We start from the raw sequence: 14320 nt of genomic DNA, 5'->3' as shown, positions 1-14320 counted from the left end.
TCGTGGAGGCCCCGAATGCCCGACCGCACCCCAGCACCCGCCCCCACCGTCCACGATGCGACGGGGGAGGTGCCGTGTACCCACCTGGACACGGTGGCGAAGTTCTTCCGCGCCCTGTCTGACCCCACCCGCCTGAAGCTGCTGGAGTACATCCTTCGCGGCGAGCGGACCTCCGCCGACTGCGTCGCCTACGCCGGCATCTCCCAGCCCCGCGTCTCAGTGCACCTGTCCTGCCTTACCGACTGCGGCTATGTGACCGCCCGCCGGGACGGCAAGAAGCTGCGCTACTCCGTCGGCGACCCGCGGGTGGCCGACCTGATCGTGCTGGCCCGCTCGCTGGCCGCGGACAACGCCACCGCCCTGACCTGCTGCACCCGCATCCCCGACAGCCAGGGCTGACCCGCAAGGAGCGTCCGCTATGCCCACGACCGACCGGCCCCCGCGCCGTGACCCAGAGTCCTCCGGCACCGGCATGGCCGCCGCCGGGATCGGCGCCGCCGTCCTGATGATCGTCTGCTGTGCCGGGCCCGCCCTGATCGCCGCCGGCGCCCTCGCCGGAATCGGCGCCTTCCTGGGCAACCCCTGGGTGATCGCCGCCGCGGTCGTCCTACTGGTCGCCACCGTCACCGCTGTCGTCCGTCGCCGCCGTTCCGGCCGCGATGCCTGCTGCCCGCCCGCCGAGGCGACCAAGAACTCCGCCGACCGGGACCACCCGCACGCCCCGGCCGACCAGGAAGGCCCCCGCTCCCGATGACGACGTCCCTGCCCCGCCACCGCACCCTCCTCGCGCTTGCCGTGACCGCCGTTCTCGCGGCGGGCGCCACGGCCTGCGGCAACCAGGACACCTCGACGACCAAGCCCGCCGCCGGTGCCTCCGCCAGCTTCGGGTCCCAGCAAGGCACTGCGGTGACCACGATCGGCGACGAGAAGGTCACGGTGCCGGACAACAAGCCGACCGCACTGTTCTTCTTCTCCGTCGGCTGCGGCGAATGCGCAGGCGGCGCCAAGTCCCTGGCCACGGCGGGCAAAACGCTGAACGGCAAGGCCAACATCCTGGCCGTGGACATGGACCCCAGCGAATCACCCCAGACCATCCGGCAGTTCCTGGGCTCCATCAAGGCCCCCGAACTACCCGCGGCCATCGACACCCGAGCCGCCCTCTCCCAGCGGTACAAGGTCGCAGCCCTGTCCACCCTGATCGTCGTCGACCCCCAGGGCAAGGTCACCTACCGGGCCACCGACCCCTCCTCGGACCAGATCCAGACCGCCCTGCACAAGGCGAGCGCCAAGTGAACGGCCTGCTCGCCCTCGCGTTCGCCGCCGGGATGATCGCCCCGGTCAACCCTTGCGGATTCGCCCTGCTGCCCGCCTGGATCACCTACGCCCTCGGTGACGCCGACACCGCACCCCTGCCGCTGCGGCTGGCCCGTGCGCTGCGCTCCGGAGCCGCGCTGACGATCGGTTTCGCCGGGACTCTCGCGGTGGCCGGGCTCGTCGTCAGTGCCGGCGCCCGCGCCCTGATCCAGGCCGCCCCCTGGCTCGGACTTGCCACCGGCGTCATCCTGCTGCTGCTCGGACTGGCGATGCTCGCCGGCCGGACCCTGAGCCTTCGGCTGCCCGGCACCCCCGGGCGGGCAGCCGAAGGCCCGCCCACCACCCGCCGCATGGCCGTCTTCGGCATCGGCTACGCGGCCGCATCCCTGTCCTGCACCTTCGGCGTGCTGCTCGCCGTGATCGCTCAGGCCCAGGCCACCGCCAGCTACGGCGGACTGCTCCTCGTTTTCGCCGCGTACGCCGCCGGATCCGCCACCGTCCTGCTGCTCGTCGCGGTCATCACCGCGGCGGCCGGGGCCGCGCTCACCCGGAAGATCACCGCGCTGGCCCGCTACGGGCCCCGCGTCACCGCCGCCGTCCTCGTCGTCACCGGCGTCTACCTGGCCTGGTACTGGTACCCGGCAGCCATCAGCGGCACCGCCACCAGCAGCGGCGCCCTGGCCCGCTTCTCCAGCGCCGTCTCCACCTGGATCCAGGCCCACAGCACCTTCGTCGCGGTACTCGCGGTACTCGCGGTAATCGCCGTCCTCGCCGCGGGCGCCCCCGCCCTCCGCCACCGTCTCCACGCCCAGGCCACCGGCGAGGCCCAGGGCAAAGACCGGCGCGACGACGAGGACGCGACCCAGCACGCTTCCTCCACCACGCCGTCCGACGGTCGCTGTTGCTGATCCGCCCACTGCCGGCGCCGCCATGACTGCCCCGCGGCGCCCGCCCGGACGGGCGACCGCGTCGACACCGGCCCGGCGTCTCACCCCGCTCAACGATCCAGCCGCCGGGGAGCGACGCCGGGCCCATGGTCTTCAGGATGCCGACCCAGCCGCACCGTCCGTCGCCGATCGGGCGGTTTCCGCCTCGGGCGCGGTCCGGGGGCCGGGCACCGTGGCCGCCGCGGCGGCGAGGTCGAGGTGGGAGTTCATATCCAGCTCGAACCGGCCGTAGGGGTTCACGTGGGTCCAGAACAGCGGGGACAGGGCCCGCCGGTCGGCGTCGGTGAGCCGCTTCTGCCACTTCTCCTCGCTCAGGATGTCCTGGAGGAGCAGGGTGTTGACGTACACCAGCGCGGACTGGAGCAGGTGCAGGGCGAGCATGGACACCTCCTGGGACTCCTTGTCGGAGCCGGTCAGGTCGCCGTCCTTGCCGTAGAACAGGTCGTGGTTGGCGCTGTTCCAGTTCTCCACGACCTGGAGCCCGTCGTTGATCTCCCGGCGCAGGCCAGCGTCCGCGAGGTAGTCGCAGATGAACGCCGTACGCACCGCCCGCCCCAGTTCCTCGATCGCCCGGTACGTGGGGTGCTTGGGCCCGCCGCGGATGAAGCGCCGCAGGACTTGCTCGGCCTCGGCGGTGCCCAGGCGCAGGGCGGTGGTGTACTTCACGATCTGGTCGTACTGCTGGCGGATCAGGTCCCAGTCGATCGTCTTGGTCGACAGCACCGGCGCCAGGTGCGGCCAGGTCTCGTCCTCCCCGGCCGTCGGCCGGTACAGCCGCGCGGAGCCGACGTTCTTCAGCCTCGGCAGCAGGTTGAAGCCGAGCATGTGGGCGAAGGCGAACCCGACGATGGAAGCGCCGTGCGTGTCGGTGTACTGCCGGTCGATCTCCACGTCCGTGCAGTGCCGCAGCACACCCTCGATCATCGCGGCGACCTCGGAGGCCGAACAGGACTTGAGCTGGCTGTAGACGCACAGCGACTTCTTCTCGACGTGCCAGTAGATCATCACTCCGGGGCCGCGGTAGCGCTGGTGCCACTCGGTCATGAAGTTCGAGCTCCAGGAGCCGAACTTCTTGGAGTCGCTCGCGCAGGCAGTGCCCTCGCCCCACCACGCCTGATCGCGGGCGGCGAAGGTGGCGTTGACCAGCCGCACCAGCGCGGAGCGCAGGTTGGCCCGGTTGACGAACAGGTGCCGCACCCGCCGCAGCACGGCCTCGGTCTCGCCGTGCTTGCCGGTGACCGCGACCCGCTTGATGCCCATGTTCGTGCCCAGGGCGAACAGCACCAGCAGCAGGCGGCGCCGCAGCACCGCCTTCGGTACCGCCTCGCGTGTGGCGACCGAGGTGAACTCGCCGGTGAAGCCGGTGGCGAACTCGGCCTCCTTGAGGATGTCGATCAGGTCGATGGTGCCCCAGCGGCGTTCGATCTCCGCCTTCAAAGCGACCAGGTTCTCCGGCTCCTCCTGCTTGCCCAGCGGCGAGACCTTGATCCACGGCTCGCCGTGCCGGCGGACGATGTCCACCCCGCCCGTGGTGCCCAGCCCCAGCGCCGCATCGAAGCGGGCCAGGGCCTCGCGCAGCCGCTTCTGAAGGGCCCCGATGAACTTCTCTGGGTCTTGCGGCTGGCGGATCGCGTCGTAGTGGACATCGCGGTTGTCCTCGAAGTCCGGTGGCAGATCGTCCTCCGGGTTCTGCCACCGGTTCGCGCCCGGCACCCAGATCTCCCGCCGCCGCAGCGCGTCCCGCAGCGCCACCAGCACGCACAGCTCGTACGGGATGCGCTCGACCCGGCCGCGCTCGTCCACCACCGCCTTGCGCCACTCATCGCGCACCACCCCAGCCAGCGGGATCTTCTCCGCCTCGTCGAAGAACGCCCCCTCCTTCGCGATGGGCTGGTCCAGATACCGCTTGAGCAGGTCGATCGCGTCCATCACCGGCCGGTAGGCGGTGTTGTTGCACTTCAGCTCCAACGCGCCCAGCAGCGGCGAGAGCATCCGACGCCAGTGGTTGGAGTACGACGAGCGCAGCACCGTACGCACCCGGGCCCGGTACCGGGCCTCGTTCGCCGCCGCCTCCGCCGCCAGGGCCTTCAGCGTCGACTCCCCGGCCACCGGATAGATCACCTTGCGGACCGTGCCGCCCGGCTCGGCGACCGCCGCCTCCGCCAGCCGCAGCAGGATGCCCTCCTTGCCGCGGACCCGCTTCATCTCCTTGTTGAACTCGCCCTCGACCTTCTTCTCCGCCCGCGTGTTGATCTTCTGCACCAGCTGGATGAACAGCTCCACCAACGAGTCGGTGATCTCCGTCTCCCGCACGTGGCACAGCGTGGCCAGCAGCGTGTAGCGCACCGGGCCGGCCGCCGCCCGCAGGTCCGAGGGGTACTCCTTCGACGCCCGTGCCCGCCAGGCGGCCACCAGCTTCTCCGACACGTCCCCGAACAGCTCCGGCGCCAGCTCCAGCGCGCGAACCCGCTGGAGCTTGTTCACCTCCGCCAACAGGCTGTCCAGCCCCAGCGCGCCCGGGTCGGCCTTCAGCTCGGTGAAGAACGTGCCCCCGCCCCCCGCGCTGTCCTCGCTCGCCTCGGCGTCCTCGGCGATCAGGTCATCCAGCCGGGACCGGGTCGCCGCGGACAGCCGGACCACCGTGGCCGCGCAGAACCGTTCCTCGAAGGTGCTGACCGCCGACCCCACCAGGCGAGCGATACGCCCCGGCGTCGGCGGCTCAAGCCGGTCCTTGCGGCAACGGGCCACCACCGCCTCCGCCAACCGGTCCCTCGACAACTCCACCCCGCACAGCTCCACCGCCAGCCACTCGGCGAGCTGGGCCTGGTCCTCCTCCGTGCACTCACGGAAGCCGAACGCGCCCCGGATCTCCACCCGGTGCCGCTTGATCGCCCGCCCCGCCCAGTCGTACGCGGCCCACTCCTCCGCGGGCACCTTCACCTGCTGGGCGACGTACGCCACCGCCGGCGCCGGGATCTCCTCAGCGTTCTCCGGGAACCGGGCCTCCACCTCGAAGAACTTCAGCAACAGCGCGAACCCCAACCGGTTCGCCCCCGACTTGTTCCGCAGCCGCTCCAGATCCTCCTCCAGCAGCGTCCAGACCTCGATCAGATCCTCCGGCTCCCACTCCTGCCGCACCCCGGGCTCCTTCCGGTCGTCATGACCGGACCAACGTCGCCGAGCACGGCCCCCGATGAACCCAGAAGATCGAAAACGCTGACAGGCGCACCCCAGATCCGCTACAGAGAGCTACTTGTCACTTCACGGCAGCTTCGGGAGAACAGGGCCGACCTGGTGTGCTGTGCCGGATAGCTCACGTGCGGTCGCTTGTCCGGCACGTCGTCCAGGAGCCACGCCGGGCGTACGGCCTGACCCGACCCGTTGGGGAGCAGCCACACGTCCCACTCGGCGGGTGGTGCGGACAGGCGGTCCAGGGACAGGGTGGCGGTGAACTCCGCGCCGTCCCCCGTCCGCCGCACGAGGGTGGTCACCGCCTCCTCGGGGGCCGGGTGCGGTGTCGTGGTGCCGTGCCCATCGACCGTGGCGCCGGTGGTGGGGGTGGCAGTGGCGGCGGGGTCCCGCCAGGCGGCCGTTACTGCCGGCCCCGCCGGTTCGCGCGGCCACGCGACCATCCGGGCCGCGGAGCCGAGTCGCGTCCCGAACAACCTTCCGCGCAGCAGCAGCCCGGCGGGAGACGTCCGTACCCGAGCCAGCTCGGCGTGCGGCGCGCGGTGCCAGGAGCGGACGGCGAGTGCGCCCTGCGCGCCGGCGTACGGGACGCGTACGCCGAGCCACGCACGATGGCTCCCGGGATCACGTTCGTTGAGCGGACGGGTGTCGAGCCGTCCCGTGCGCAGCCGCCAGGAGAGACCGTCGCCGAGTGTCACATGGGCGTCCCAGTGCCCCTCGTCCAGCGTCATGGTGCTGGGCATCGTCGCGCGCAGCCGGGTCCCGCCGAACGGGTAGAGCGGCAGGCGTACGTCTTCCGGCTGCTGGTCGACCGCACGCTCCCGGCGTCCCGGTCCGTCTGCCCGGACACCCCTGGCGCCCCCGGCTCCCCTGGCACCCGCGCAGACGCAGCCACGCCCGCCTCCGCAGCCTTCCGGACGCACGCGCAGCAGCAGCGCCGCGTCCCAGCGGCCGGCGCTGCCGTCGTGCACGGTGAGGTCGAAGGTGAGGCCGCCGGCCGAGTCCGCGACGCAGTCCGCCACCGGCCATACGGGCGGCGGTGACGCCGCTTCCCGGCCGCGCCGTCTCGGCGGGTTCATAGGCGGCCCCGACGGGCCGTACGGGGGTGCGGGTGGCTGGTGTCCCGTCGTGGGGCGTACATCTTCTCCGGGTCTCCACGGGTCGCGCGTGCCGCCATGGACGTCTGTCACCCGGTAGGACCGAAGAAAGCGGGTCAGGGTTGGTCGGATTCATCAGACCGTGTTGCGAGGGTTCGGACATCTTGACCCGCGAACGGGAACTCTCCCCCTGCCGGCACCGGGCCGGCCGGACCCGAGGCACCGTACGGCGGTACTCCCGGACACCCGGGAGTCCGGGAGCCTGGACACCCGGCCACTCGTGCGGCGGGCCGCCGGCCGGACGCGCCTCCTCGAGGCGTGCGTCGTGCCAGCGGCCCGCGCATGGTGGGGGTTAGGGCAGGGTCAGCCCTGCGGGATGGACAGTTCGGTGCCGATCTGCAGGATGTCCGGCTGGTCGCCGACGGCCTCCTGGTTGGCCTCGTACAGCTCGGGCCAGCCGCCCGGTACGCCGTGCTCCTGGGCGATGGAGTACAGGCTCTCGCCGGCCCGTACGACGTGGGTGTCCGCCGACTGGGACGTCGCGGAGGACTCCGGCGTCTCGGACGCCTCCGGAGGCCCGGGCTGTGCCGGTGCCTCGGGAGCCTCCGGGCTCTCGGACTGTGTGGACTGCTCGGGTTGCGCGGGCTCCGGCTCCTCCGGCTGCGGTGACGACGGCGACACGCTCTCGTGCCCGTGCAGACCGTAGCGGGCCGAGCAGACCGGCCAGGCGCCCCAGCCCTGGGTCCCGACCACCCGCTGGGCGATCTCGATCTGCTGTTCCTTGCTGGCCAGGTCAGCACGGGCCGCGTAGCGCAGTCCGCCGAACCCCTCCCAGGTGGACTGCGAGAACTGCAACCCTCCGTAGTAACCGTTCCCGGTGTTGACGTCCCACTGGCCGCTGCTCTCGCACTCGGCGATGCAACTCCAGGGCCACCCTTGTTCGGCGCACTGACGCGCCGTGGGTTGCTGTCTCTCGGCTGCGGATCGTGCGGAATTGGAATCGGCGGAAGTGGCGTGGGCCGAGCCCGCGGGCAACACCGCCACAGCGGCGGTTGCTGCGACGACGGCTCCGGCGCGAATACGAACACACATCTGCGACATCGGCACACGCTAAGCAGCCGAGAGGTTGCTTCCGGCCAGCCCGCGCCCGTGATTCGCCCGGCCCACCCGGTCGGAGCACGACCGTACCCCGGTCCGACGCACCCGATAAGCGGATTGCCCGGCCACCGACGCGTGACCGCGACCACCGCGCGCCCGTTAGCTCTCACGGACACCGAAGTGCCGGGCCGCCATGTCGCGGGCCGGGCACGGCACCACCCGACCCGTAACCGACGCACGCATCACCGACCACATCAGCAGCCGTTCCGCAACCGCAGAAAGCCAGGAGTTTCCGTGCCCCCCATGCTCGACCTCAGTGACGACGTACGCGCCGAGATCGGCGAGGACGAAGCAAGCCGGCTGCTGGCCGGAGAGAACGCCCCCGGCAGCTACGACTGCACCTCCTGCCGCACTCCTGGTGACACCGACCGGGAACGCACCAGCACCGTGCTGTTCGTCGGCGACGAGACCGCGGTGCTCGCGTTCGCGCACGCCGCGTGCGTGCCCTCGCAGGTCGTCCCGGTCTCCGAGGAGCAGCTCCAGGGTGCCGTGCGCACCATCACCGACCAGCAGGAGCCGCCCGCGGCTGCCGTGGCCCCCGAGGAGGCCCCGGGGTCCGCGTACGCCTCCCCCGCCGCTACGGACGGCGCCCCGGGCGCTGACCGACCGGACACCGAGCAGAGGCCGGCCGGCGACCAGGGGCCGCCCCGACAGGCCGTGCTCGGCGTCACCTGCGGTCAGGTGCTGATCGGTGAGACGCTGCATCCCGCTGTGGTGGTCGAGCCGACCGGTCCTATCGCGCGCCCGGGCTCCGACGGCCCGGGGGACGACTTCCTGCCGCTGCTCATCGAGCAGGGCTTCCATCCGGTCATGGGTCTCGACCGCGTCCCGGAGCGGGTCGAGGGCTGGTCCGTGCTGCTGGCGATGGGGCAACTGCACGGCATCCTGCAACCCTCCTCGGACGGCACCGGAGGGTCCACGGCCTGGTGGCAGGCGCACACCCCGCTGTCGGTCACCGACGGTTGGCGCACCACCGCGAACAAGCACCACACGGTGGTGGTGTACGCCGCGCCCGCCGGTTCGATCGGTCAGCAGCCGCGTGAGGACCTGCTGCGAGAGGCTCTCGAGCGTGCCGCCGCGAACGGTGCGCTGGTGGCCGGGGAGATGCCGCTGGCAGGCACCTGAGGCCCTGCCCTCGGCCGTACGCCCGCCCCGGTCCCGCTCGGCCCGGGCGTACGGCCGACGGGCGCTGGACCGGACCGGGGCGCGCGATCGGACCGGGGTAACGGGATCGACATGTCCACGACGGGCGGCGGGGCTCGGCAGCACGTACGAAGATCCTGACCAACAGGTCAAATCGCCGCCCCGCCCCACATCCACCGGGCGGTGAGGTCGTTTGACCTGTCGTGCAGCCTTACGAACCCTCCCAGCCCCGGACCAACCAGCCACGCCAGGACCGGACTCCCGGCCTTCGGGACACCTCGCCCGCGTGCTCCACGAGTTCGGACACACCCATCTACGACAGCCTGTACGCGGAGTACCGGCGACTCTTCCGGGCGTTGCCCGGCGACCGCAGCGACGAGGAGGAGCTGCGGTTCAGGGGGTTCGGCACGGTCCACGGCACGGGTACCGGCCGCTGGGGCGACCCGCGACCGCTGCCCCGCAACCTCGGGTCCGCACCGCCACCCGTGCCCCTGCCTCCTGCGCCGCGGGACGGCCACCGATACGGCTTCTGAACGCGTCCGCGCGCGGACCGGCGCACGTATCGGCGGACCGGAGAGCACCGGTCCGCCGAGCGCGCCGGACGGTCACCGCCCGCGCGATGACGCCGCACGCGCGCCGGCCGGCCGCGTCGCACGCCCGCGGGTCACTTCTTCCGGCCGCGCTTTTCCCGCACCCGTACGGACAACTGCACCGGCGTGCCCTCGAAGCCGAACTCCTCCCGCAGTCGGCGCTCCACGAAGCGGCGGTAGCCGGCCTCCAGAAAGCCCGAGGCGAACAGCACGAAACGCGGCGGCCGGGTACCGGCCTGGGTGCCGAACAAGATGCGCGGCTGCTTGCCCCCGCGCACCGGGTGCGGGTGCGAGGCGACGATCTCGCCCAGGAAGGAGTTCAGCCGCCCGGTCGGGACCCGGGTCTCCCAACCGGCCAGCGCGGTCTCGACCGCGGGCACCAGCTTCTCCATGTGCCGCCCCGTGCGAGCCGAGACGTTGACCCGGGGCGCCCAGCGCACCTGGTTCAGCTCCCGCTCGATCTCCCGCTCGAGGTAGTACCGGCGCTCCTCGTCCAGCTGGTCCCACTTGTTGTAGGCGATGACCAGGGCACGCCCGGCGTCCACCGCCATCCCGATGATGCGCAGGTCCTGCACGCTGATCGACTCGGTCACGTCGACGAGCACGATCGCCGCTTCCGCCTTCTCCAGAGCCGCGGCGGTGCGCAGCGAGGCGTAGTAGTCGGCGCCCTCCTGCAGGTGCGTCCGTCGGCGGATACCGGCGGTGTCCACGAACTTCCAGGTGCGTCCGCCGAGTTCGATCAGCTCGTCGACCGGGTCCCGGGTGGTGCCGGCGGTGTCGTCGACGACCACCCGGTCCTCCCCGGCGACCTTGTTCAGCAGCGAGGACTTGCCGACGTTCGGGCGGCCGATCAGGGCGATCCGCCGTGGGCCGCCCGGCATCGCGCCGAAGCTCTGGGCAGGCGCGTCCGGCAGCACCCGCAGCACCTCGTCGAGCATGTCGCCGGTGCCGCGCCCGTGCAGCGCGGAGACCGGCTGTGGTTCGCCCAGGCCGAGCGCCCACAGGTACGTCGCGTCCGCCTCGCCGGAGGGTCCGTCGACCTTGTTGGCGCACAGCACCACCGGCTTGCCGGCCCGGCGCAGCAGCTTGACCACCGCTTCGTCCGTGTCGGTGGCGCCTACCTGGGCGTCCACCACGAAGACCACCGCGTCCGCCGCCTCGATCGCGAACTCCGCCTGGGCGGCCACGGATGCGTGGAGGCCCAGTACGTCCTGCTCCCAGCCGCCGGTGTCCACGATCTTGAACCGGCGCCCGGACCATTCCGCCTCGTAGGTGACCCGGTCCCGGGTGACGCCGGGACGGTCCTCCACGACCGCCTCCCGGCGGCCGATGATTCGGTTGACCAACGTCGACTTGCCGACGTTGGGTCGTCCGACGACGGCGAGCACGGGCAGCGGGCCGTGTCCCGCGTCGTCGAGGGCGTCCGTCACCTCCTCGGCGTCGAATCCCTCTTCCACGGCGAGTTCCATGAACTCGGCGTACTCGGCCTCACCGAGTGCGCCGTGCTCCTGGTGGTCGCCGGAATGGCTCTGCTCAGACATGAAGTCCTACGTCCTTGCTCACTGGTGCACCTCGGTGCACGGTTCTGGGCGGCCGGTGCGCTCCCTGGCCTCTGCCAAGTGCGCGGTCAACCGCTCCTGGACCCGGGTGGTCGCCGCGTCCAGGGCCTTACGGGTACGCCGGCCTCCGGCCACGTCATCGACCCGGAACGGTTCCCCGAAGACGACGTCGATCCTGCCGCGCGCCGGTGGCAGGGCGCCCACCAGGCGCCCCCGCCGCTCGGCGCTGCCCAGCACCGCCACCGGGACGACGGGCGCCCCTGAGCGCACCGCGAAGTAGGCCAGTCCGCTGCGCACGGCGGCGAAATCGCCCTCACCGCGGGTGCCTTCGGGGAAGATGCCGAGCAACCGGCCCTCCCGCAGCACCCGCAGCGCCTCGCCGATGGCGGCACGGTCCGGGGCCGAGCGGTCCACCTTCACCTGTGCGATGCCGCGCAGGAACGGGTCGAGCGGGCCGACGAACGCCTCCTTCTTGATCAGGAAGTGGACGGGCCGCGGCGCGAGGCTGAACAGCATCGGGCCGTCGATGATGTGCGCGTGGTTGACCGCGAGTATCGCCGGTCCGCTCCCGGGCACCCGCCAGTCGCCGAACACCCTGGGCCGCCACAGTCCGCGCATCACGCCGATGCCGACCCGGCGCGCCGCCCGTGTACCCCGGGCGGACGGGACCCGCTCGGTCACCCGGCCTGCTGCTTTTCCCGAATCAGGGTGACCACGCACTCGACGACCTGTTCCAGCGTCAGCTCCGTGGTGTCCACCTCGAGGGCGTCGCCGGCCTGCCGCAGGGGCGAGGTGGTACGGCTGGAGTCGGCGCTGTCCCGCTGGAGCAAAGCCGCCTGGGTGCCGGCCAGATCGGGCTTGGCGGCGCCGTCCGCACCGCGCAGTTCGCCACTGCGACGGGCTGCTCGCGCCTCGGGAGAGGCGGTCAGGAACACCTTCAGGTCGGCGTCCGGCAGGACGGTGGTGCCGATGTCCCGCCCCTCGACGACTATGCCGGTCTCGGCCTCCACCGCGATCCGACGCTGCAGTTCGGTCAGCTGGGCGCGGATCTCCGGCACCGCGCTCACCGCGCTCACCGCGGCGGTGACCTCCTGGGTACGGATGGGGCCGGTGGCGTCGACACCGTCCGCGGTGATGCCGGGAGCCGCCGGATTCGTACCGGAGACGATCGCCGGCTTGTGGGCGGCCGCGGCCACGGCGGCCGGGTCGTTGACGTCCACGTCGTTGGTGAGCATCCACCAGGTGATCGCCCGGTACTGCGCCCCGGTGTCGAGATAACTCAGTCCCAGGGCGGTGGCCACCGCCCTGGAGGTACTGGACTTGCCCGTGCCGGAGGGGCCGTCGATGGCGACGATGACGGGAGCCGGTGCGGTTTGCACGGTGGGGACCTTTCTCGATGCACGGGCCGGGACACGACGGGCCGAGGGGCCCCGCACAAGGTTAACGGCTGTGGCGGCGCACCCGGGCGCGTGGTCCGGAAGCACGGGACTGAGCGGCCGGCCACCGCGGTCAGGCACCCGCCCAGTCACCGCGACCGGCCATCACCACCTCGGTCACTGCCCACGCAGCGCCCAGCCGCGTTCGCGCAGCGCCGCGCTGAGCACCGGAACCGCCCGGGCCTCCACCATCAGTTGTACGTGGCCGGCCTGCTGTCCGGTGGCGTGCTCGATGCGTACGTCCTCGATGTTCACGCCCGCCGCACCCGCGTCCGCGAAGATCCGGGCCAACTCCCCCGGCTGGTCGCTGATCAACACGCTCACCGTCTCGTAGACGGCCGGTGTCTGACCGTGCTTGCCCGGCACCCTGGCGCGCCCGGTGTTGCCGCGCCGCAGCACGTCCTCCAGCGCACGCGCGCCCGACTTCCGCTCGCCGGGCTCCGTCGAGTCGAGCGCGCGCAGTGCCCGTACGGTGCCGTCCAGGTCGGTGGCCAGCTTCCCGAGCACGTCGGCCACCGGGCCGGGGTTCGCGGAGAGGATGTCGACCCACATCGCCGGTTCCGAGGCGGCGACCCGGGTGACGTCACGGATGCCCTGGCCGCAGAGGCGTACGGCGTTCTCCTCCGCGTCCTCCAAACGTGCGGCGACCATGCTGGACAGCAGCTGCGGGGTGTGCGAGACGAGGGCCACCGCCCGGTCGTGCGCGTCCGCGTCCATCATCACCGGCACCGCGCGGCACAGGGAGATCAGCTCCAGGGCGAGGTTCAGCACCTCGGTGTCGGTCTCCCGGGTGGCGGTGAGCACCCAGGGGCGCCCTTCGAACAGGTCGGCCGTGGCGGCCAGCGGACCGGACTTCTCCAGCCCGGCCATGGGGTGCGTGCCGAGGTAGCTGGACAGGTCACAGCCGCCGGCCCGCAGCGCACGGTGCAGTTCTCCCTTGACGCTGCCGACGTCCAGGTAGCCGCGCGCCAGCCCCTGGCGCTGCGCCGTCAGCACCGCCTCGGCCAGATCCGCCGGCGGCACCGCGAAGAGGGCGAGGTCGACCGGCTCCGCGGGTTCCTCGTCGACACCCGCGCCCATCGCGGCGGCGGTACGCGCCTGCTCCGGATCACGGTCCCGCAGGTACACCCGCACGCCGCGCTCCGCGAGCGCCAGGCCCGTGGAGGTGCCGATCAGGCCGGTTCCGATCACCAGAGCGCTGCGCATGTGGTGCGTGTCCTTTGCTGTGCGGTGGGCCGATGCCGCTGCTGCTGCGGCGCGCGGTGCGGAGGTCGCGTACGAGCCGCCGCCGCGTCAGCCGCACCAGCGAGGATACGGGGCGCGCTGGAGGACGGCCGGGACGGTGGCATCATGCCCACGTGACACGTCCCCGCCCCTCGATCCGCACGCGCTCGTGCGCCCCACGTGGAACGCGCGAACCACACCGGCCCGACGCTGTTGGCGCTGCGTGGCGCCTTCCTGTCCCGCCACGTGCACCGCACCTTCCTGGGTTACGTGGCCCAGCAGCGCCGGAAGCTGGAGACGGACGTCCAGCGCCGTGGCGCTCCCCGCGGCAAGCACGCGATGCACCTGGTTTGGTTGTTGCTCAGCTGCCGGGACCTGCTGCGTACGGGCAACCTACGGCTGGACGTGGGCGAGGCCCGGGAGCGGTTGCTGGCGATCAAGCACGGCGAGCAGCCCTGGTCCCGGGTGGAACCCTGGCTTGCCCGGTTGCACGCCGAGGCGGACGAGGCGCTGTCCCGTACGCCGCTACCCGCGGAGCCGGACACGGCGCGGGGGGGAGGACTTCCTGCACGAGGTGCGCCGCGCCTTGGCCCGGGACGGCGGATAGCCGAGGGCCGAGTCGACGACCCGCCGGACCGGCGGCGGGCGGCGGGCGGCGGGCGG

Annotated in this window: 12 protein-coding genes and 1 pseudogene; 6 read left to right on the top strand and 7 right to left on the bottom strand. The window is 72.2% G+C overall.

Going from position 1 to position 14320, the window contains the following annotated elements:
• Positions 1-15 precede the first annotated feature (15 nt).
• Genes AN216_RS12955 through AN216_RS12940 form a run of 4 tightly spaced genes read left to right on the top strand, consistent with a single transcriptional unit; the run spans position 16 to position 2222 of the window.
• The gene (locus AN216_RS12955) at positions 16-399 is read left to right on the top strand and encodes an ArsR/SmtB family transcription factor (RefSeq protein ID WP_070196822.1); all 384 of its coding nucleotides are present in this window, start codon (positions 16-18) and stop codon (positions 397-399) included.
• 19 nt (positions 400-418) lie between these two features.
• Positions 419-754: a hypothetical protein gene (locus AN216_RS12950; RefSeq protein ID WP_070196821.1), complete on the top strand. Its 336-nt coding sequence runs from the start codon at positions 419-421 to the stop codon at positions 752-754.
• A gap of 41 nt (positions 755-795) precedes the next feature.
• Positions 796-1293 (top strand): TlpA family protein disulfide reductase, encoded by a 498-nt coding sequence (locus AN216_RS12945; RefSeq protein WP_244502442.1) that lies wholly within the window; start codon positions 796-798, stop codon positions 1291-1293.
• Complete coding sequence (locus AN216_RS12940; RefSeq protein WP_070196819.1) at positions 1290-2222, top strand: cytochrome c biogenesis CcdA family protein; 933 nt, start codon at positions 1290-1292, stop codon at positions 2220-2222. Before AN216_RS12945 ends, AN216_RS12940 begins: the two co-directional genes overlap by 4 nt.
• A gap of 132 nt (positions 2223-2354) precedes the next feature.
• Here AN216_RS12940 and AN216_RS12935 read toward each other — a convergent pair whose 3' ends face one another.
• From AN216_RS12935 to AN216_RS30690, 3 genes are all read right to left on the bottom strand, one after another.
• Positions 2355-5399, bottom strand: coding sequence for a Tn3 family transposase (locus AN216_RS12935; RefSeq protein WP_079166539.1), 3045 nt, complete (start codon positions 5397-5399; stop codon positions 2355-2357).
• A 101-nt stretch (positions 5400-5500) separates the two neighbouring features.
• Positions 5501-6472 (bottom strand): hypothetical protein, encoded by a 972-nt coding sequence (locus tag AN216_RS12930; RefSeq protein WP_070196818.1) that lies wholly within the window; start codon positions 6470-6472, stop codon positions 5501-5503.
• Positions 6473-6910: 438 nt separating this feature from the next.
• Positions 6911-7639 carry a transglycosylase family protein gene (locus tag AN216_RS30690; protein WP_275522293.1) on the bottom strand — a complete coding sequence of 243 codons (729 nt, stop codon included), beginning with the start codon at positions 7637-7639 and terminating at the stop codon, positions 6911-6913.
• A 309-nt stretch (positions 7640-7948) separates the two neighbouring features.
• Here AN216_RS30690 and AN216_RS12920 point away from each other — a divergent pair, with 309 nt between their 5' ends.
• Entirely contained in the window at positions 7949-8830 is an 882-nt protein-coding gene (locus tag AN216_RS12920) for a hypothetical protein (RefSeq protein ID WP_244502444.1), read from the top strand.
• Between the two features lie 682 nt (positions 8831-9512).
• On the opposite strand, the gene der is transcribed toward AN216_RS12920, so the two are convergent.
• From der to AN216_RS12895, 4 genes and pseudogenes are all read right to left on the bottom strand, one after another.
• Positions 9513-10979, bottom strand: a complete 1467-nt coding sequence (gene der / locus AN216_RS12910; RefSeq protein WP_070196815.1) for a ribosome biogenesis GTPase Der — start codon at positions 10977-10979, stop codon at positions 9513-9515.
• Between the two features lie 18 nt (positions 10980-10997).
• Entirely contained in the window at positions 10998-11615 is a 618-nt protein-coding gene (locus tag AN216_RS12905) for a lysophospholipid acyltransferase family protein (RefSeq protein ID WP_420855730.1), read from the bottom strand.
• Between the two features lie 59 nt (positions 11616-11674).
• A complete protein-coding gene (gene cmk, locus AN216_RS12900; RefSeq protein ID WP_070196813.1) occupies positions 11675-12376 on the bottom strand; it encodes a (d)CMP kinase in 702 nt (233 codons plus the stop codon).
• Between the two features lie 174 nt (positions 12377-12550).
• Positions 12551-13657 (bottom strand): annotated as a pseudogene (locus tag AN216_RS12895) (prephenate dehydrogenase); the annotation flags it as partial.
• A gap of 180 nt (positions 13658-13837) precedes the next feature.
• On the opposite strand from AN216_RS12895, the gene AN216_RS12890 reads away from it, so the two are divergent.
• Positions 13838-14320 (top strand): DNA polymerase beta superfamily protein (locus AN216_RS12890; protein ID WP_170843111.1); only part of this gene is annotated, 483 nt, incomplete at its 3' end.

The sequence above is a fragment of the Streptomyces oceani genome (assembly GCF_001751245.1).
GTDB lineage: Bacteria > Actinomycetota > Actinomycetes > Streptomycetales > Streptomycetaceae > Streptomyces > Streptomyces oceani.
This window is presented reverse-complemented; position numbering and strand designations above follow the sequence as displayed.